The sequence below is a fragment of the Vibrio sp. SCSIO 43086 genome (assembly GCF_051132235.1).
In the GTDB taxonomy this organism is placed as follows: Bacteria; Pseudomonadota; Gammaproteobacteria; order Enterobacterales; family Vibrionaceae; genus Vibrio; species Vibrio diabolicus.
On the sequence record NZ_CP072678.1, the window covers coordinates 1,415,500 to 1,435,394 of the forward strand.

16 protein-coding genes are annotated in these 19,895 nt (G+C 44.0%); 12 read left to right on the forward strand and 4 right to left on the reverse strand.

Features of this window, described 5'->3' with window-relative positions; genetic code table 11:
• Positions 1-16: 16 nt before the first annotated feature.
• Entirely contained in the window at positions 17-532 is a 516-nt protein-coding gene (locus J8Z23_RS22555) for a superoxide dismutase family protein (RefSeq protein WP_005394862.1), read from the reverse strand.
• 541 nt (positions 533-1,073) lie between these two features.
• Here J8Z23_RS22555 and J8Z23_RS22560 point away from each other — a divergent pair.
• The 11 genes from J8Z23_RS22560 to J8Z23_RS22610 all read left to right on the forward strand — a co-directional run bounded on the left by J8Z23_RS22560 (position 1,074) and on the right by J8Z23_RS22610 (position 14,783).
• Entirely contained in the window at positions 1,074-2,483 is a 1,410-nt protein-coding gene (locus J8Z23_RS22560) for an aminotransferase class V-fold PLP-dependent enzyme (RefSeq protein WP_006741963.1), read from the forward strand.
• Between the two features lie 62 nt (positions 2,484-2,545).
• The gene (locus J8Z23_RS22565) at positions 2,546-3,478 is read left to right on the forward strand and encodes a transporter substrate-binding domain-containing protein (RefSeq protein ID WP_005394865.1); all 933 of its coding nucleotides are present in this window, start codon (positions 2,546-2,548) and stop codon (positions 3,476-3,478) included.
• A complete protein-coding gene (locus tag J8Z23_RS22570) occupies positions 3,475-5,805 on the forward strand; it encodes a putative bifunctional diguanylate cyclase/phosphodiesterase (RefSeq protein WP_434635435.1) in 2,331 nt (776 codons plus the stop codon). The genes J8Z23_RS22565 and J8Z23_RS22570 overlap by 4 nt, the downstream gene beginning before the upstream one ends.
• A 212-nt stretch (positions 5,806-6,017) precedes the next feature.
• Positions 6,018-7,211 carry a glycine C-acetyltransferase gene (locus tag J8Z23_RS22575; RefSeq protein ID WP_005394869.1) on the forward strand — a complete coding sequence of 398 codons (1,194 nt, stop codon included), beginning with the start codon at positions 6,018-6,020 and terminating at the stop codon, positions 7,209-7,211.
• A gap of 44 nt (positions 7,212-7,255) precedes the next feature.
• On the forward strand, positions 7,256-8,287 hold the full coding sequence (gene tdh, locus J8Z23_RS22580; RefSeq protein ID WP_005394871.1) for an L-threonine 3-dehydrogenase: 1,032 nt from the start codon (positions 7,256-7,258) through the stop codon (positions 8,285-8,287).
• 379 nt (positions 8,288-8,666) lie between these two features.
• Positions 8,667-9,212, forward strand: a complete 546-nt coding sequence (locus J8Z23_RS22585) for a Csu type fimbrial protein (RefSeq protein ID WP_047009589.1) — start codon at positions 8,667-8,669, stop codon at positions 9,210-9,212.
• Positions 9,213-9,749 (forward strand): Csu type fimbrial protein, encoded by a 537-nt coding sequence (locus tag J8Z23_RS22590; protein WP_237309164.1) that lies wholly within the window; start codon positions 9,213-9,215, stop codon positions 9,747-9,749.
• A 39-nt stretch (positions 9,750-9,788) separates the two neighbouring features.
• Complete coding sequence (locus J8Z23_RS22595; RefSeq protein WP_434635436.1) at positions 9,789-10,547, forward strand: fimbrial biogenesis chaperone; 759 nt, start codon at positions 9,789-9,791, stop codon at positions 10,545-10,547.
• A 31-nt stretch (positions 10,548-10,578) separates the two neighbouring features.
• Positions 10,579-12,954 (forward strand): fimbria/pilus outer membrane usher protein, encoded by a 2,376-nt coding sequence (locus tag J8Z23_RS22600; RefSeq protein ID WP_434635848.1) that lies wholly within the window; start codon positions 10,579-10,581, stop codon positions 12,952-12,954.
• Positions 12,951-13,922 (forward strand): Csu type fimbrial protein, encoded by a 972-nt coding sequence (locus J8Z23_RS22605; RefSeq protein WP_012842427.1) that lies wholly within the window; start codon positions 12,951-12,953, stop codon positions 13,920-13,922. The genes J8Z23_RS22600 and J8Z23_RS22605 overlap by 4 nt, the downstream gene beginning before the upstream one ends.
• Positions 13,923-14,063: 141 nt before the next feature.
• Entirely contained in the window at positions 14,064-14,783 is a 720-nt protein-coding gene (locus J8Z23_RS22610; RefSeq protein ID WP_434635437.1) for a carbonic anhydrase, read from the forward strand.
• A gap of 72 nt (positions 14,784-14,855) precedes the next feature.
• Here the strand turns inward: J8Z23_RS22610 and J8Z23_RS22615 are convergent, their stop codons facing one another.
• Positions 14,856-15,959 (reverse strand): mechanosensitive ion channel family protein, encoded by a 1,104-nt coding sequence (locus J8Z23_RS22615; protein ID WP_434635439.1) that lies wholly within the window; start codon positions 15,957-15,959, stop codon positions 14,856-14,858.
• A gap of 300 nt (positions 15,960-16,259) precedes the next feature.
• Between J8Z23_RS22615 and J8Z23_RS22620 the strand changes: the two genes are divergently transcribed.
• Positions 16,260-16,607: a helix-turn-helix domain-containing protein gene (locus tag J8Z23_RS22620; RefSeq protein WP_005375109.1), complete on the forward strand. Its 348-nt coding sequence runs from the start codon at positions 16,260-16,262 to the stop codon at positions 16,605-16,607.
• Between the two features lie 90 nt (positions 16,608-16,697).
• On the opposite strand, the gene lldD is transcribed toward J8Z23_RS22620, so the two are convergent.
• Together lldD and J8Z23_RS22630 are read right to left on the reverse strand one after the other, a co-directional pair.
• Complete coding sequence (gene lldD, locus J8Z23_RS22625; protein ID WP_005383962.1) at positions 16,698-17,837, reverse strand: FMN-dependent L-lactate dehydrogenase LldD; 1,140 nt, start codon at positions 17,835-17,837, stop codon at positions 16,698-16,700.
• A gap of 315 nt (positions 17,838-18,152) precedes the next feature.
• Complete coding sequence (locus J8Z23_RS22630; RefSeq protein ID WP_006741952.1) at positions 18,153-19,844, reverse strand: L-lactate permease; 1,692 nt, start codon at positions 19,842-19,844, stop codon at positions 18,153-18,155.
• Between the last annotated feature and the right edge of the window lie 51 nt (positions 19,845-19,895).

Genomic DNA, 19,895 nt, shown 5'->3' on the forward strand with positions numbered 1-19,895 from the left:
TTGGCTTATCGAATGACTACTTAATAACGCCACATACAACGCGCGCACCGCCGCCGCCTAATTTAGCAGGATGGTCGGAATGATTGTCACCACCAGCATGAATCATTAATGCTCGGCCTTTTAAATCTGATAATTTTAGGCGAGGCGCGACAACGGGCTGATTGGCATTGCCATCCATGTCCACATAGAGTGGAGGCAGGTCGCCTAAATGATTGTCATCGGTCCAAGGGTAGCCATGTTTCCCTGTGTTGCTGGGGTCATAGTGACCACCTGCTGCACCGCCAAGGACGGTTTTGCCATTCTTCTCCGCGCTATCGCACGATGGATTGGTGTGAACATGGAAGCCGTGCACCCCTGATGACAAACCTGATAACTGAGGCATAAATACCACGCCATAGTCACTTTGTGAAATCTCAATGGTGCCAGCGCTCTTCTTACTGTTGAGATCGGTCATCGCGACAGTCTGCGCAAGTACGTTAGGAGCGGCTACGAGAGTGGCAGCAACTGAAATGCATAGCAATCCTTTTAACATGGGACTTCCTTCTTTTTGGTTGTACGCTCAAGCACATATTAGTGAAAACTTCTCTTCCTTATGTCTGTTGAGCGGTGGGTTTATGTCAGAGAGTGATGTGTCTCACTCTATGGTCTTAAACTGGTATCTATCTGCGAAACCAGTTCTCCTTTATTAAGACTTAACATATTGAGATTGTTCAGATATAAAAAGAATAGACGTCAATCAAAAAATAGCCTGAATATTTTTAAATTAACGCAAAGTTAAATTTTTAATGACTTTATAACAAAGCTCATAATTGATTTATAAAGAAGTTGCCGGAATTGTCTTCTATAAAAAATAATCAATTTAATGAATATTTTAATGTGAACATGGTTGTTTATAGGTTTGTGGTCAAACTGTTGCTTATATCATCAAATAAGATAAAAAATTGGAACTAAAGTCACTTAATGGCAGAGGAAAAAATTAAACTCTGGTTTTAATGGGTAATAATGTTTTAGTAACAGATAGTTACGCACTTAAAATTAATAATATGGCTAATTTCCGACAAGGATTGAAAAAGATGAAAGACAAGGAATCTATTCAGACTAATAGCAGCCGCCGTAATTTTCTGAAAGGCGCAACAGGAGCTGTTGTTGCTGGTGTGAGTGCTTCCGCTTTCTCGGGCGCAGTTCAAGCACGAGAACAGAAAATTGATTGGAGCAGCCGCGGGCTAGGTAGAAAACACGATAAGCGCTTTTGGCGTAAAGTGCAACGACAGTTCGTTTTGGATAAACGTACGACTTACATGAACATTGGCACAACGGGTTCTATGCCAAGACAAGTTCTTCAAGATTACGAGCATAACAACAAGTTGGTGGCTAAATATCCTTGGGATATGAAGGGCAAATTTGGCTCTTGGCCTTATGTCTCTGAGATGGTTCAAGAAGTAGCGCCTGGCTTTGGTGCTAACCCAGAAGAAATCATTCTCAGCCGCAATACTACTGATGGTCTATGTTCGATCATTAACGGCTTACACTTTGAACCAGGTGATGTGATTTTAACGACGCACCATGAGCATATGGCTGCAACATCACCGATGAATGTCGCAAAACATCGTTTTGGCGTCGATGTTGTTGAAATTCAACTACCAGTATTTACCGGTACTGAAGACGTTTCTGAACAAGATTACATCCAAGCTTTCCGCGACGCGCTTGATGCGCATCAAAACGTTCGCCTCATCATGTTCTCTCATATCACCTATAAAACGGGAACGGCGTTACCAGCCAAAGCCATTTGTGCTCTAGCGAAAGAATATGGTGTGCCTACGCTTGTAGATGGAGCGCATACTGTCGGTATGTTTGACCTCGATTTCCATGATATGGATTGTGATTTCTATGCAGGTTCTGGTCACAAATGGCAGTGTGGTCCTGGTGCAACCGGTATTTTGTACGTACGTGATAATGCCAATCGTTTGAATGAGTATTGGAGTGATCGTGAAAACCCGTTGTGGTTGATCAACTCTTCACTTTCTCATGCGGATTACTTAGGTAAGCAGTTACAGATGCAGTACATCGGGAACGACAACTATCCTGCGAAACAAGCGTTAGTTGATAGCTGTAAAATGTGGGATGAGATTGGCCGTGACCGCATTGAGGAACGTGTTCTAAGTCTTGGTAGTTTGTGTAAAACCTTACTACAAGAGTACTTGCCACAAGCCCAAATGTACTCGCCAAACGTGGAAGGTTTAACGAGTGGCTTAACCACAGTTAACCCATTCTCTGATGTGACGAATGAAGACATATTGACTGAATTCAGAGATCGTCTGCGTGAAGAATATGGCTATATCATTCGAACAACCAGCTTTAAGCTGCATAAAGATGATGACTTTGATACTTACGCACTCCGTATCTCCACGCACTTGTTCCATGACGAGCAGGATGTTGAAGGGCTCGTGGTGGCGATGACGAATTTGTATTACTCGTCGTTCTAACATCGTTGTTTATCACTCAAGCGCCCATGATTGGGCGCTTTGTGAAAGGTAAGGATATTATTATGTCAGTCAAAACATTCAAAAGAACTTTAGCGGCGATGGCGCTTATGGCGGCCTCTGTTATGTCCTCTTCCGCTTGGTCAGACGACTTACAACAGATTCGTGATCGCGGAGTGTTGCGCCATATTGGTGTGCCGTACGCTAACTTCGTTTCTTATATTGAACAAGGTGAAGTGGAAACCTTGACTGGCTTAGATGTAGAGATAGTAAAAGGCTTTGCCAAGTCGTTGGGCGTCAAGTACCAATATGTTCCAGCTCAGTGGAGCGATATGGTCGGTAAGCTGACGGGCCAAGATGTTCAATACCATAATAAGCAAGCTGTTGTGGGAGAAAGTGTTCCAATCGAGGGTGACTTGATCGCAAATGGCGTTACCATTCTTGACTGGCGCTCTGAAGTTTTAGACTTTTCACAAGATTACTTCCCGTCGGGCGTTTGGTTAGTTTCCAGAACAGATTCCACGCTGAGTCCGATTAAACCAAGTGGTTCGGTTGATGAAGATGTAAAAACCGTCAAGCAGCTTATTCATGGTCGCGAAGTGTTGGCGTTGGAGCACTCTTGTTTGGACCCTAACCTTTATGACTTATATGACACAGGCGCAAAAGTCATACTGCCTGATGGGGCTCGTCTTCTTAATGAGATGGTGCCAGCGATAATGAAAAATGATGCGGAAAGCACATTACTAGACGTCGCCGATACGTTAATTGCATTAGAAAAATGGCCAGGTGAAATAAAAGTCATTGGTCCAGTATCCGAAAATCAGAAAATGGCTGTTGCATTCCGGAAAAACTCGCCGGAATTACGCAAAGCATTTGATCGTTATTTAGATTCAATAAAGAAAGATGGAACCTACGAAAAATTAGTAAAAAAATACTATCCATCTATTTACTACTTTTATAACGATTACTTCATAGAAGATAGTAAGAAAACCCGATGAAAAAGGCCGTTAAAAAAATATCCAGTAAAAAATTTATTGCAATAAGCGCAATATTAGTCTCTATTTATTTAGCTATGCTTATTGTTGTGACAAGTTTGGGGCAAAATAAATTAAAAGAATCCCAACATAGGGAACTCGGTTTAAAAGTAAAAAGCTACGCAAGCACACTCGATAATTTATTTACCATTGCCAGTGAGGATGTTGATAATTTATCTACAGATAAAACAGTACAAACCTTCTTTGCTAATTTAGCCTCTGGCATGTCAATGGAGTACGGATTAGGAGCGAGTTTAATTAACTTGAAGCGTCGTTTCGATGAAAAGATAGATGGTAAGTTAATTAATAGCAGCCAAATCTATAAAAAGCTCACACTGGTAGGCAGTGATGGCACAACGATTGTCACGACGGGCTCTGAAGACAACATAGAGCATAAGATGGATATCCAAACCTTAATGACTCAACATGGGCATCCCGAAGAGGTTTGTGCAACTCGATATAACGACGACGTGCGTATTCAAGTCATTAAGCAAGTTAAGTTCTCTGGAAAGCCAGTTGCCTTTCTAATTGCAGATCTCAATAAAAACATTGTTATTGATCAGCTCACTAATCAAGAGCACGAAGACAGTTATAGCCGGATGGTGCTCAAAATAAAAGACGTTGAGATGGTCGTATGGGATACAATAAATAAAACGTCTTCTCATAATAAAGATGAGAATTATTTAATATCTGAAGCCGTTGATGGAAAGATATATTTTGAAGTGCCTGTTGAAAAACATCACTTCAAACTTATGGCTTGGTTTGAGCCTTTGAGTGAGCGAGATATTTTCACATCACGGATCTTCATTCTCGGTTTGAGTATTCTTGCTGTTATGGTTGTTATTGCGCTGTGTTATGCGTTCATCACAAACAATAATAGAATTGAATTGAAAATTAAACTTGAAGAAGAGAAAAAGCGAAAAGACATACTTTCTCAACAGAACCGAAAACTAACTAACGAAATTGAACGCCGAAAAGCGTCTGAAAAAGAACTCGCCTTCCAAGCTAAATACGATACGTTGACTAACTTGCCTAATCGCAGCTACGGTTCTGAGAGACTGGCTTTGGAGTTGATTAGAGCGTCACGTAGTGGTTCAAAAGTATTGGTCATGTTTATTGATTTAGACCACTTTAAGCAGATTAACGATTCAATGGGTCACTTTGTTGGGGACGAGATCCTTAAACTTAGTGCTCAACGACTGCATCAAGTCGCGAGAAAAACAGACTTACTGGCGAGAATTGGTGGGGATGAGTTTTTATTAGTGATTCCTGACTTACCTGACAACGACACCGCGAAGCGCGTTGCTTCAAGCGTGCTTTCGGCGTTTAACGATCCATTTGTATGGAACAACCATGAATTCTTCTTGAGTAGCAGCGTCGGAATGTCTGTATTTCCGGATGATGGAGATAATGCCGAGCAGCTCCTCGCCTGTGCTGACATGGCGATGTATCGCGTGAAGCAAGATGGACGCGATGCCTTCTGCTTTTATAACCACAATATGAACCAAGACTTGCAACGCTATTTGGATTTGGAAAATCGACTAAGAAATGCCATCTCCAGCCAATTACTAGAGTTGTATTATCAACCTATTATTGAGCTGCGCAGTGGTAAAATTGTTGGCGCAGAAGCGTTAATGCGTTGGAATGATGAGAAGTACGGATTCGTAAATCCTGAAGAGTTTATCTCTATTGCTGAGAAAAATGGCTTGATTCATCAAATTGGTGAATTCGCTATCCAGCAAGCGTGCCGCCAAGCGGCGCAATGGCAAAGTCTGACGCCGCTGTTTGTTTCTGTGAATTTCTCCAGTGTTCAATTTAGGTATTGTGATCGCTTACTTGCGTTTATTAAGAACAGCCTTGAGGAGTCTGGTCTTCCATCAGATAAGTTCGATATTGAAGTGACAGAGAGCCTTCTCTTTAACCACGACTCAGAGCTATTAGACATGCTCAATAACTTAAGAGCGTTAGGCACTAAGCTTACCATCGATGACTTTGGTACTGGCTATTCTGCGTTGAGTTACTTACAGAAATTCCCGTTCGATCGCCTTAAGATTGATCGCAGCTTTATGCAAAATATGTTCGAAAACGACTCCGATCGTGAGCTCGTCAACGTGATCATTGCAATGGCGAAAGCGCTGAACCTTAAGATTGTTGCTGAAGGCATTGAAGAACAGCGTCATGTCGATTATCTAAAAGGCTTAAACTGTGAGTTCGGGCAAGGTTTCCACTATAGCCGCCCGTTACCAGCCAAAGACTTTGAAGCACTACTTAAACAACCAACTGGGCGATAACTCCTTTTATTACAATAATATAGGAAAGCATTAATTGAATTCGTGCCTTGAATTCATTAATGCTTTTCCACCTTAAGGGATAATCCTTCTTCCTTCCTTGAATTACACTACAATTAATTGATGAGTGATAGCCCGTGATGCCCGTCACATAAAGGCTCAACCTAATTCTAAACGAGTAAATACTCGCCAAAATAACCAGGAAGGAATTTCAAATGTCTTCTGCATTCTACCAACAGATTCAGCAGCAAATTGAAGAAGTGAAGGCTGAAGGTCTTTACAAATCAGAGCGCGTAATCACGTCTCAGCAGCAAGCGGCTGTTAAAATCTCTACCGGAGAAGAAGTATTAAACTTCTGTGCAAACAACTACCTTGGTCTTGCTAACCATCCTGCGCTAATTGAAGCGGGTAAAGCGGGTATGGACGAACACGGCTTTGGTATGGCTTCAGTACGTTTCATCTGTGGTACTCAAGACATCCACAAAGAGCTTGAGCAGAAGTTGTCTAAGTTCCTAGGTAAAGAAGATACGATTCTTTACACCTCTTGCTTCGATGCAAACGCAGGTCTGTTTGAAACCATTCTCGGTAAAGAAGACGCAATTATTTCAGACGCACTAAACCACGCGTCAATCATCGACGGTGTTCGTCTATGTAAAGCAATGCGCTTCCGTTACTCAAACAACAACATGGAAGAGCTAGAGCAACAACTGATTGCTGCGAAAGAAGCAGGCGCACGCCACATTCTTATCGTTACTGACGGTGTGTTCTCAATGGATGGCGTAGTGGCGAACCTTCCGGCTATTTGTGACCTAGCTGAAAAATACGGCGCACTGACCATGGTTGATGACTCTCACGCGGTTGGCTTCATGGGTAAAACGGGTGCAGGTACGCACGAATACCACAACGTGGTTGACCGTATCGACATCATTACAGGTACGCTAGGTAAAGCAATGGGTGGCGCTTCAGGCGGTTACACGTCTGGTAAAGCGGAAGTGATTGACTGGCTACGTCAGCGTTCTCGTCCATACCTATTCTCTAACTCTGTTGCACCAGCAATCGTAAGCGCTTCTATCCGAGTTCTAGATCTACTAGAAGAGAGCGGTGACCTACGTGACCGTCTATGGGAAAACGCAGCACACTTCCGCGCACGTATGGAAGCTGCTGGTTTCACAATGGGCGGCGCTGACCATGCGATCATTCCAATCATGCTAGGTGATGCGAAAGTGGCAGCAGAATTTGCTGAGCGAGCACTAGAGAAAGGCATCTACGTAATCGGCTTCTCATTCCCTGTGGTACCAAAAGGCCAAGCGCGTATCCGTACTCAAATGTCAGCAGCGCATTCTCGTGAGCAGCTAGATCGTGCAATTGATGCGTTCATCGAAGTTGGTAAGGACATGGGTCTTATTTAAGACTCTAGGTCCTAGATAATAGGGCCTTTAATTAAGGTTACATTATGAAAATTAAAGCATTATCAAAGCTAAAGCCTGAAGAAGGCATCTGGATGACTGAGGTTGATAAACCTGAAGTTGGCCATAATGACATTCTGATCAAAATTAAGAAAACCGCTATCTGTGGTACGGACGTACACATCTACAACTGGGACGAATGGTCACAAAAGACAATTCCAGTGCCTATGGTTGTAGGTCACGAATACGTGGGTGAAGTGGTTGCGATTGGTCAGGAAGTTCGTGGCTTTGAAATCGGTGACCGCGTATCTGGTGAAGGTCACATCACTTGTGGTCACTGCCGTAACTGTCGTGGCGGTCGTACTCACTTGTGTCGCAACACGATCGGTGTGGGTGTAAACCGTGAAGGCGCATTTGCAGAATACCTAGTGATTCCTGCATTTAACGCGTTTAAGATCCCTGACGAGATTTCTGACGATCTAGCATCGATCTTCGACCCGTTCGGTAACGCGGTACACACTGCGCTTTCTTTCGATCTAGTCGGCGAAGACGTGCTCATCACTGGTGCTGGCCCAATCGGCATCATGGCCGCTGCAGTTGCGAAACACGTCGGCGCTCGTCATGTGGTTATCACAGACGTAAACGAGTACCGTTTAGAGCTAGCTCGTAAAATGGGTGTAACACGCGCAGTAAATGTTGCTGAAGAGAAGCTTGAAGATGTAATGGCTGAACTAGGCATGACAGAAGGCTTTGACGTAGGCCTAGAAATGTCTGGTAACCCAGCGGCATTCAACTCAATGCTAACCACAATGAACCACGGTGGCCGTATTGCATTACTCGGTATTCCACCATCAGATATGGGCATTGATTGGAACCAAGTTATCTTCAAAGGCCTAGTTATCAAAGGCATCTATGGTCGTGAAATGTTCGAAACATGGTACAAGATGGCTTCACTGATTCAATCTGGTCTGGATCTATCACCAATTATTACGCACCACTACAAGATTGATGACTTCCAAGAAGGCTTCGATGTCATGCGTTCAGGCATGTCTGGCAAAGTTATCCTTGACTGGGAATAATCTGCTCAAATAAGAAAGCGCTCCGAAAGGGGCGTTTTTTCGTTTTTTAACGCTTAGATTTTTTAAACGGTTAGATTTTTTATTATTTAGCTCACACCCTATCTCTTTTCGTTTCTAAAAGCTGTCTAATTCAGAAAAAACTGCCTTCTTCGTGTTTCAACGTATGCAGAATACACTAAAGACCTTTTATTTAATATGGTTAATTGGTGGTTTTATATTCCAACCTAAAAGAATATCTCGGTGTAAAGCACTGCTTTTCTTTTGACAACTACAATGAACTGACTTCTTTTTATCTTTTTAATCTTGATATGCACTTTGTTTTATTTGTTGAGCTATAACTAATAATACAATCATCTGTATAGAGTTCACAGAGATAGAAATGGAGCTTCATATGAAAATTTTTTGTTTGATTATTCCCTTGTTATTTACAGTGTTGAGCTTACAAACGAGGGCAGAGACAATTAGCGGTACGATAGACGTTTCGATCAATTTAGTGGAAGGCTGTGTCATTAATGGCAACAATGCGGTGAACGGTTCCAGTAATATCGGTTTTGGCTCATTAAATTTTGGTGACGTTCCGGCCATTTTTACTGAGCAAGAAGCAGTCTTGACTGGGGAAGGTGGTACGGGGATCGAAATACTTTGCAGCAATGGAGTCACGCCTACTTTCTCTTTAGTCAGTGGTGCCAACGATCCCAGTTCGACGACAGGTAATCACGCAATGACCAACGGATCCGAGTTTGTGGATTACACTCTCTTCACTGATTCAGATCGTTCTACCCAGTTTACCTCGAGTAACCCGATAGCACTCTCTACATTTAATGGTGTTGATTCAGAGACCATTAATTTGTACGCCACGGCATACGGTACCAGCAGCGTCGCAGGAAATTATGTTGATACACTAAACGTAACTCTGAGTTGGTAAGTGAACTCTATATTACTCAAAGCATTTTTATTCACCGCCTGTGCCACTTTTTCCTATCCTATTTTTGCAGCGCAGAGTGAAACTTTCCAAGTGTCAGCGACCATTGATACGGGATGTCTGATCAATGGTGCGCTGACAGAAGAGAGTAACACTCAAATTGGAACAATAGGAGAGTTAAACTTTGGTGAACATTCAGCTATTTATGCTGCGGAAGTCGAAGGCAGCATCACCTACAACGGTGGGCTTACGTTAAGTTGTACCCCTGGCATAGCCATGAATATTAAGATTGACGGTGGTTTGAACGCTTCGGTAGGGGTACGCAAGCTGAAGCACACAGAAAAGTCGAGTACGGTGGATTATTTATTATTTGAAGATGCAGAACACTCTCAAGTATTAGACATTGATACCCCCTATTCTGTTGGAACTAATGAAGACCCTGACAACATTCAGGTGCCAATTTGGGCAAAGGCGATATTAAATGGAAATGAAATCGCTGGTATTTATACAGATACTCTTACCTTAACGCTTGAGTGGTAAGCGCTGTTTCGAAGAAATGATAACCTTCGGAGAAATTAAATGGATTTAATAATAAAAAGACTGGTTTTCGTCACTATTTTCTTATCAACGTTAACTTCACAGGCCTATGCTAATTCTCTCCTTATTTGGCCTATTTACCCTAAAATATCTTCTGAATCGAATGCGACATCAATTTGGATGGTTAATCAAGGCACTGAAGATTTTTATTTGCAGGTTCGTATTTTTCAGTGGGGACAGAAGGATGGGCAGGATACATATGCGCAGCAACGACAACTGATAGCTACGCCTCCTTTTGTGAAAATTGCACCTGGTGCCAAGCAACTTATTCGTATATTAAATCAAGATGGAGCGCTTTCAAATAAAGAGTACGCATATCGTATTATCATCGACGAACTCCCGCCAGCTAAAGGGCCTCAAGATGAAAATAAAGAAAATGATCTGGCAGTAAAAGTGAGAATGAGATATTCCATACCATTGTTTATGTACGGTAAAGGGATGAAAAGACAATCCCAAGGAACAAATGAAGTTTGGAACGGACTACAGGCAAAGATTATAAAGAGTAAAGATAAGGACCTTATTCATATAGAAAACACCAGTAATCACTATGTCAGATTAGTCAACCTAGCAGTGACCGCACCAAACCAATCGCCTTTTATCGTTTCGAAAGGGTTAGCAGGGTATATATTACCTGAGCAATATAAAACGTGGCCTATTTCTTACTCCAATATGAAAAATATAAAAGTAAAGGCGGATATTGAAGGTAAGCGTTACGTTATTCCACTCGAACAAAATGAATAAGATTTTATATCTATCTTGTTTATTTACCAGTATGACGCCTGGTGTGGTTTGGTGCGACAACGTAGTGGCCCATTTATCGCAGTTACCTAGTCCTGAAAACTTTTCTTATGAGAACTTTGAAAATATTCATTTGTCGTTAGAACTAGTTATTAATCAACGACCGACTGGTTTAATCGCGGATGTTGAACGTAAAGGCGAGCGTTACTTCGTGTATAGAGACGATTTACTGTCTGCTGGCGTGGTCGCGGATGTATTACCTGGGACGCAAGAGAAGTTAGACATAACATCAATATCGGGTGTAGAGGTCGATTATTTGCAATCGTCACTGCAATTATTAATCACAGTGCCTCCTAATTGGTTGCCGATGCAACGCTTTTCTGCGCAGAACAGGAGGCGTTTTTCGCCCGCTAAATTCGGAACTGGTGGGTTATTTAATTACAGTGTGTTTGGTGTTTATGATCACGATAGTAGTCAAAAAGAAGTATCTATTAACCACGAATTGAGAGCCTTTTCCGAATTCGGCGTACTTTCTACGACGGGAATATTTAAATCTAACCTTCATCGAGACGTTCAAGCGCAACAAAGTAATAAATATACGCGCTTCGACACGAGGTACGAATATGTTGATCAAAGTCGTCGATTGCGCTTTGAAGTAGGGGATTACATTGTGAGGCCCCTTGCGTGGAGTCAACCAGTTCGAATGGCTGGTATTCAACTGTCACATGACTTCTCTATGCGTCCAGACGTGGTTACCGCACCTTTACCTGCATTTTATGGCGAAGTAACTGCTCCCACGACGTTAGATTTATTTGTAAACGGATTAAAAACCGATTCAATGTTTGTGGGGCCGGGACCGTTTGTTATCAATGATATTCCAATGGTATCGGGAGCTGGTGAAGCGACAGTGATTGCAACGGATGCCCAGGGAAGGCGGACTGCAATGACCAGTCCATTTTTCCTTTCAGCTAACTTGCTGAAGGCTAACTATACCTCTTACAACGCCAGTTTTGGTGCTTTACGCCGAAACTATGGCAACGCTTCAAATGACTATGGCGATGGTGCTGTTGTCGCAGCTGCGAGGCACGGAATGACAAACTGGCTAACGTTGGAGGCACAAACCGAAGCGAAAGATGACTTAATTGTTGCGGGAGTCGGTTTTGTTACCAACCTATTCAATATGGGAACGATTGATGGGGCGGTAAGGTTTAGCAATTATGAGCAGAGAGCGAGTTCCTATTCAGTTGGTTATAGTTATCAATCTCGAATGTTTAGCTTTTCCGCTCGTACCCAAGTTGAGAGCGAGGGATTTTACACGCTCTCCCAAACACCAGAGAACTTGAGAAGTGACGACATTAACGAGCGAGAGAATTTATCTCGGCATGTCTCTCAGATAAATGTTGGCGCCCGGCTGAATGAGTGGGGTTCGTTATCAGGGGGATACTTTGATGTTCAGCAAACCGACTCTCGATCGAGAATACTTAATGTAACTTACAGCCGCTCGCTTCCGTTCGATATCAACATGTCATTATCGTTTAATCGGAGCATAGGTGGAGAGGCCGTTACGCTAGCACAATTCTCATTACCTTTGAGTGCCTTCTCTGGTAGCGCGGGATTAACCATGAAGCGTGAAAGCGATGGTCATATTGGTGGCCGTGCTAGTGTTAGTCGACTTGCGCCGATTCGAGGTGGTTGGGGAATCAACTTAGCGCATGATATTAATGAAAAGCCTGACAATAGAAAGCAGGCCGATGTTACTTACCGAGCCTCTTGGGCGGAGTTCCGAGCGGGCTTAAATGGGACGAGTGGTAATTACGATTATTTTGCCGAAATGTCGGGTTCGGTTGCGTCACTCGATGGTGAAATATTCCCTGCAAATAATGTGTATGATAGTTTCGCTGTTGTCAGTACTAGCGGTTTTGAAGGTGTGCCCGTCAAATATGAGAATCAAGTCGTTGGATTGACTGATGATGACGGTTACTTACTTGTACCGTGGGCAATGGCATATTACACCGCAAAATATGAAATTGATCCGCTTAGATTACCTGCCAATGCTTTTTTCCCAACAACAGAACAATACGCGTCGATACATTCTGGGTATGGCTATTTGCTCGAGTTCCCAATAGCTTTGCAAGTTGCGTTAAGTATGGAGGTTGTTGATGAAAATGACGCCTACTTGCCGTTAGGAACTTATGGTCAATCAGATACTGGAGTGGTTGGGCAAATTGGTTGGGATGGAGTAACGTATTTTGAGGGGCGTAATGTAGGTGAGTACATTATCTTTTACCCCGAAGGCTTTCCACCATGTAAAGTATTTATAACGGGACTCTATCAAACACGGAGCGAGAAAATAGAGACATTAGGTAAACAAGTCTGCACGAAAGAGCAAAAAGCAGAGGTACAATTATGAGTCGGTATTCTCGTTATCTTTGGTTTTTTCTTCTTTTTATATCGTCCGGTAACATGGCTTGTGAGCTCACTGCGCCGACGCCTTTGATTCAATTTGGAAGCGTTTCCTCGTTTACCGTTTCAACTATTCAGCAACAGAGCTCAGCCCAGCCTCATGCTGGGATAACGTGTGACTTTTCTACACTTGTTTCTTTGTTGAGTGGCGATTATGTGTCTGCAACGTTTAACAGCACTAACGATGGGCGGTTGCTTAATGCGGCGGATATCAGCTCGGAACTTAGCTATCAGATTTTTGGAGACCCAAGCCTTTCGCAAGAGTACATTTTTGGCCAAACTTACAATTTTTTTGAAATTGGGCTGCTCGATTTACTAGGTTTATTTGGCACTCAAGCTGAATTTCCGCTTTATGCCCGGACAGGAGCTGGTAGTAATCTCTCAGCAGGGACTTATCGAGACCAAATTACGGTGTCTTGGATTTGGAATTATTGCTCAGGAATTGGAGTTGGAGGCGTATGTCTTGGGCGAGAAACAGGCAATGCACAAAGCTTGATTACGGTAGAGTTAGAAGTCACTCCCGATTGTATGATCACGGCGCCAGATATTAATTTTGGTTCATCACCATTGGTGGCAGGTTTTGACCCTGTCAGTCAGGTTATATCATTAACCTGTACCAAGAACAGTGCTTTTACCATTGGTTTAAACGACGGTGTGAATGCCTCCGGAGGCCAACGACGCATGGCATCTGGCGGTAACTATTTGGAGTATGAAATCTATAAATCCTCATCGACGGAGCGGTGGGGGGGTACTGGTTCTGAACGTCGTGAACAGAGCGATGTGGATACGGGTGACACCATTCCCGATGGCATCACTCCGCAGAACTTCAATTATCGCGCAGAGATAATAACAAGCCAAACCACCCCACCATCTGGCACTTATACCGACTCGATAATCGTTGATGTTCAATTTTGAGCATCATATCAATTGCATAACTAGAGGCATCTATTCCAAAAAACTTTTGTAATCATAGTTTTCACTCTATTCCCGCTTAATTCTGTGCGATTAGTATGGTTTTGTTTTCACAACATTTAACTTGAAGGAATAAGGAAAACTATGAAGAAGTCACTGGCAGCACTAGGTTTGGCGTTGGTATTTACAGGAACAGCTTATGCAGCAAGCTGGGGTTACGAGGGGAGTCACGGGCCTGAGCATTGGGGCGAGTTTGCGTCTGAATGTTCCAAAGGTCAAAACCAAAGCCCAATTAATATTGTCTCCGCAGCAGAAGCGAAGTTAGACAAATTGCAGTTCGACTACCATGGCAAAGCAATCTCATTGCTCAATAACGGCCACACCCTGCAAACCAGCCTAGAGGGTGACAACACACTGTTGATTGATGGCAATGCATTCACGTTAAAGCAGTTCCACTTCCATACTCCGTCAGAAAACCATGTGGATGGCAAAGAATACCCATTAGAAGCGCACTTTGTGCATGCTGATACAACTGGCCATTTGGCGGTTGTGGCCGTGTTTTTTCAATCCGGAAAAGCGAACCCAGATTTAGCGAGGTTACTAGCAACCATACCAAGTAAAGATCAAGGTGTAGAGATTAAATTGCCATTTGAAGCGGATGCGTTGCTTCCAAAAGACAAAGCGTATTATCGCTTTAATGGCTCACTAACGACACCACCATGCTCTGAAGGGGTACGTTGGTTAGTAATGAAAGAAGCACAAACCATTTCCCCTGAGCAGATTAAAGCGTTTACGAAAGTGATGGGGAAAAACAATCGTCCCATCCAACCATTGAATGCTCGTATGGTGTTAATGCAACACTAACCAATCCAAGCAAATAAAAAATGAAAAAGCCCGCTTAAATAAAGCGGGCTTTGTTATTGGTATTGGTGGAAATTAGAAGCCGTGATCTTCTTGCTCTTCAGCTTTTATCATTTGAACTGGGTCGAGCTTGAGTGTTTGAGTTGGGAAGGCGATATCTGCTTCGTGTTCTTTAATGATGTTAATTACTTGAAGAAGAACATCCTGTTTAACTTCATGGTATCTCACCCAATTCACGGTTTTTGTGAAAGTATAAATGAAGAAATGCAGTGACGATGGACCGAACGTATCGAAGTTGACGATAAGCGTTTGGCGTGCATCAATATCTTTGTGATTCTTAAGCATCTCTTTCACCGCTGTAATGATTTGCGGCATTTTTTCGGCGTCGTCGTAACGAAGTCCAATTTTTTCGTAGATGCGTCGGTTTAGCATGCGAGATGGGTTTTCTACGACTATGTTGCTAAACACAGAGTTTGGCACATAAAGAGGACGCTTGTCGAAAGTTCGTATGATGGTCATTCTCCAGCCAATTCGCTCTACCGTACCTTCAATTTGGCGATCTGGAGAGCGGATCCAGTCGCCAACTTTAAACGGTCGATCGAAGTAGATCATAAGGCCGCCAAAGAAGTTCGATAGTAGATCTTTCGCCGCTAAACCAACGATTAAACCACCGACACCACCAAAGGTGAGCAATCCTGACAGTGACAAGCCAAACGCCTGCATCACAGTGAGAATTCCGACGGTAATAAAGAACAAGCGCGCGACTTTAGCTATCGCTTGCACTGTGGTTTCATCTCGGTTTTTTTGTTCTAGGACGTACTCTTCAACATTGGTGATGAGTCGCATAACGGTCCAGACGAAGATACTGATCACCAAAATCAGTTTCAGCGTGCTTAACCAGTTTATTTTATCGTTGAGCTCGCTCTCTAATATGATGCCGATAGAGACGGTTGCAGGCCAACACCAAATGAGTGTACTGACTGGCGCTTTTAGCGCGTCAAGCAACATGTCATCCCAGTGGAAAGGGGTTTTCTCTACTAGTACTGCGAGACGAGAGCGGATCAGTCGCCAAGCTATCCAAGCAATAAAGCTGGCGAGTGTAATGAAAAGGACACTTCCACTCCAATCTTGATGAGATGTTTCAATATAGATTTGCAAATCGGTAAACCACTGTGACATATGTAACTTCTTTCTAGTGAACCATGGAAGGAAAGGTAGCAGATATTACTCCTTCACCCCAGTGATTTCCTTTAAATCATTTACTTATGTATAAATCGCCTGAGGTAGGCTATTTCGTGAGGTGAAAAGTGAGTGGTCGAAACTGGGTGATGAGCCGCCGTTCCATTCGTGTGCGGAGCTTCGTCATCTCCGATGTGCGTTGATATTTGAACGATCAATTATAACTTCTCTGACTTATCGCTAACATTTATCTTAAGTAAGTGTGAGAGTGTATTGGCTCTTGAATTAGCGGAGGCAGATATGGAATTTACAGAGCTGGATCGAAACGCGCTCTACGACATCTGGATGTCACAAAAAGCCAAAATGCACATCACTCAAATGGAAATGGCGAAGCGCCTTGGTTTGAGTCTACACGAGTTTTCTGGCTTGTTACGTGGTAATTCTCCACTGACGCTAGGTTTTGTAAAACAGCTATGCGAGCAGCTACATGTACGTCCTGGTCAGGTGATTCCGTCTTTGACGGAGCGTGATCTATCTGCATCTGGTACGGTTTATTTACAAAATCGTGTGACGGTGGATGGTGATATCAGTAACGTGTTTATCGACGGAAACCAAGTCGTGATTGAGTACGTTCACCAAGTAAGCTAGCTTGCTCGTCAAATTATCGGGTTGAAGAGCAATAAAAAACGAGCCAACTGTGGCTCGTTTTTTCGTTTCTGTTTTGCTCGCCTGCAAAGATTATGGGATTTTCACCAAGGAATCGCGAGAAAGGTCCGCGATAGACTTCGCACCAGTAAGCGTCATAGCTACACGCATTTCTTTGTCGTACAGATCCAGTAGGTTTTCAACGCCTGCGCCGCCTTGCGCAGCCAATGCGTACACAAATGAACGACCAAGCAGTGTGCAGTCTGCACCAAGTGCGAGCATACGAACCACATCAAGACCAGTACGGATACCTGAGTCAACAAAGATTTTAAGATCGCCTTTTACCGCATCTGCAATGCTTGGTAGTGCTTTAGCACTTGAAAGTACGCCATCTAACTGACGACCACCATGGTTAGATACCACAATGCCATCCGCGCCGAAACGTACCGCATCTTTCGCGTCTTCTTCGTCGAGGATGCCTTTGATGACCATAGGGCCATCCCAAAAGTCACGAATCCACTCAAGATCTTTCCAGGAGATAGACGGGTCGAAGTTTGCGCCTAACCAGCCGATGTAATCTTCTAGTTTTGTTGGTTCGCCGCGATACGTTGAGATGTTACCTAAGTCGTGCGGCTTACCAAGTAGACCCACATCCAGTGCCCAGCTTGGGTGGCGCATCGCCTGGAATACACGACGCATGGCTGCGTTAGGGCCACTCATACCTGAGTGCATGTCACGGTAACGCGCGCCAGGAACTGGCATATCAACGGTAAACACCAGCGTTGTGACGCCCGCTGCTTTTGCACGCTCAAGCACGTTCTTCATAAAGCCACGGTCTTTAAGCACGTAAAGCTGGAACCACATTGGACGTTCAATTGCAGGTGCGACTTCTTCAATAGGACAAACCGAAACGGTCGACATAGTAAACGGGATGCCTTTCTTCTCGGCCGCTTTTGCTGCTTGCACTTCGCCTCGGCGCGCGTACATACCAGTTAGACCAACAGGAGCTAGCGCGATTGGCATTGCCAGTTTCTCACCGAAGATCTCGGTTTCTAGGCTCAAATCTGTCATATCGCGTAGGACGCGTTGGCGAAGGGCGACATCACCTAAATCGTCAGTATTACGCTTCAGCGTGCGTTCGTCGTAAGAGCCGCCATCAATATAATGGAATAGAAACGGGGGAAGTTTGGCTTTCGCGGCAGCGCGGTAGTCAGTAGAAGCTGAGATAATCATAATGGTGTCCTAGCGGTTATTCTAAGCAAAGTTGTGGAGCAATTTGCTCTTTCGTTGAGCCTTCATCGCAAAGCAGTGAAGGCATCAAAATGAGTATAGTTACCTATGGTTCACTTACGTTTGAACTGGTGATGTTGGTAACTCATTTACATAATTGATTGAAAAATTTTGTTAAATCACTCAATCAGTTATACAAATTGGAAAGGATGACACAGCTGTCGGGGGGATTGATGTAGCAAGCTAAATCAACATGTCGGGGTAGTAGTGCTGACAGCTGTGTCAAATTAGGCAGGGCTACAAACCCTGCGTTTCGTGTTACTTCATCAAGACATCCGTCATTTGGAGGCCGTAAATCAACACCAAACCAATAATGCCCGTCATTACAATGTAGTAGAACGTAGGGATAATAGTCTTACGTAATGTTGCGCCTTCACGGCCAAGTAAGCCTACGGTGGCTGATGCGGCAACAACGTTGTGAATCGCAATCATGTTACCTGCGGCAGCACCAACGGCTTGAAGCGACACAACAATCACACTCGAAATAGACAGTGTTTGTGCCACTTCGAATTGGAACTGGCTGAACATCATGTTTGAAACCGTATTTGAGCCAGCGATGAACGCACCCAGCGCACCAACGGTGGCACTTAGTGCTGGGAACGCAGAACCGACAAGGTCAGAGGCAAAGTTCGCTGTTGTGACCGGCATGCTTGCTAGGTCAGCGCCGTTAATACCAGAGTTGATGAAGATACGAACCATCGGGATGGTAAATACCAAGACAAACCCCGCGCCAATCAGTGTTTTGCTTGACTCGCCAAACGCTTCACGCAATGGCTTTGCGCTACCGCTTTGTAACATTGCGGCAAGCAGTGCGACAAACACGAGGATGCCACCTGGCAGGTACAATGGCTGAATAGCGGCACTCACACCAGTCTCACCAAGAATATTGCTGAACGACAAACTTACGCTTTGTACAAAGCCTTTCAGTTCCGGACTTACGCGGCTTGCGACGAGAATTACCGCCAGCATTACATATGGTACCCAAGCTTTTACGATGCTCATTGGCTTGCCTGGATTGTCGTTTAGATCGACTTTTAGCGAGCCCAGCCATTCAGCAGGCCATTTGTCTTCGCTTTCGAAATCCCACTTAGTCTTTGGTACTAAGAAGCCTTTTTTCGCTGCGGTAACAACAATAGAAAGACCAACCAAACCACCGATAAGTGAAGGGAATTCTGCACCCAAGAACACACCAGTTAACGCGTATGGCACAGTGAAAGAGACGCCTGCGAATAAAGCAAATGGTAGAATATCCAGACCTTCACTCCAGCTTCTGTTCTTGCCGAAGAAACGTGTTAACATCATCGCCATTAATACAGGGATCATCGTACCTACAACAGCGTGAATCACAGCAACGTGCGCGGTGATATCTTGCAGGTACATTTCCCATGTTGCGCCTTGTGCAGCCAAAGACTCACTGATGTTATGCGTGTCTAAACCTTTGTTTACACCCACGATGATTGGTGTGCCCACCGCACCGAATGACACTGGCGTTGACTGAATCATCATGCCCATTAGGACAGCGGCTAGCGCAGGGAAGCCGATTGCAACCAGTAGTGGCGCAGCAATTGCTGCCGGGGTACCGAACCCTGATGCGCCTTCAATGAATGAGCCAAAACACCAAGCAATGATGATGGCTTGCACACGGCGGTCAGCTGAAATATCGGTAAATCCATTACGGATAGTGGTGATCGCTCCAGTGTGTTTTAAAGTGTTGAGCAAGAAGATGGCACCAAACACGATCCATAGAACAGAGACAGTAATGCCTAGCCCTTGGAATACAGAAGCCAGTACGCGATTGGCTGACATATCCCAAAACATTAGGGCAATAGCGACGGTTAAACCGAACGCAACAGGCATAGCTTTTTTAGCAGGCCAGTTGAGACCAACCAATAAGATGGCGGCAACAACAATTGGCGAAAATGCCACTAGGGCAAGTAGGGTTTCACTCATTTGTACATCCTTCGTACGCTGACTTCTCGAACGGTGTCAATCCGCTGTAGA

Coding starts and splice junctions, on each gene's coding strand:
- J8Z23_RS22600 (WP_434635848.1), top strand. CDS start 10,579: ATGACGCCTGGTGTGGTTTGGTGCGACAACGTAGTGGCCCATTTATCG.
- J8Z23_RS22555 (WP_005394862.1), bottom strand. CDS start 532: ATGTTAAAAGGATTGCTATGCATTTCAGTTGCTGCCACTCTCGTAGCC.
- tdh (WP_005394871.1), top strand. CDS start 7,256: ATGAAAATTAAAGCATTATCAAAGCTAAAGCCTGAAGAAGGCATCTGG.
- J8Z23_RS22595 (WP_434635436.1), top strand. CDS start 9,789: ATGGATTTAATAATAAAAAGACTGGTTTTCGTCACTATTTTCTTATCA.
- J8Z23_RS22575 (WP_005394869.1), top strand. CDS start 6,018: ATGTCTTCTGCATTCTACCAACAGATTCAGCAGCAAATTGAAGAAGTG.
- J8Z23_RS22560 (WP_006741963.1), top strand. CDS start 1,074: ATGAAAGACAAGGAATCTATTCAGACTAATAGCAGCCGCCGTAATTTT.
- J8Z23_RS22585 (WP_047009589.1), top strand. CDS start 8,667: ATGGAGCTTCATATGAAAATTTTTTGTTTGATTATTCCCTTGTTATTT.
- lldD (WP_005383962.1), bottom strand. CDS start 17,837: ATGATTATCTCAGCTTCTACTGACTACCGCGCTGCCGCGAAAGCCAAA.
- J8Z23_RS22615 (WP_434635439.1), bottom strand. CDS start 15,959: ATGTCACAGTGGTTTACCGATTTGCAAATCTATATTGAAACATCTCAT.
- J8Z23_RS22605 (WP_012842427.1), top strand. CDS start 12,951: ATGAGTCGGTATTCTCGTTATCTTTGGTTTTTTCTTCTTTTTATATCG.
- J8Z23_RS22570 (WP_434635435.1), top strand. CDS start 3,475: ATGAAAAAGGCCGTTAAAAAAATATCCAGTAAAAAATTTATTGCAATA.
- J8Z23_RS22610 (WP_434635437.1), top strand. CDS start 14,064: ATGAAGAAGTCACTGGCAGCACTAGGTTTGGCGTTGGTATTTACAGGA.
- J8Z23_RS22630 (WP_006741952.1), bottom strand. CDS start 19,844: ATGAGTGAAACCCTACTTGCCCTAGTGGCATTTTCGCCAATTGTTGTT.
- J8Z23_RS22620 (WP_005375109.1), top strand. CDS start 16,260: ATGGAATTTACAGAGCTGGATCGAAACGCGCTCTACGACATCTGGATG.
- J8Z23_RS22565 (WP_005394865.1), top strand. CDS start 2,546: ATGTCAGTCAAAACATTCAAAAGAACTTTAGCGGCGATGGCGCTTATG.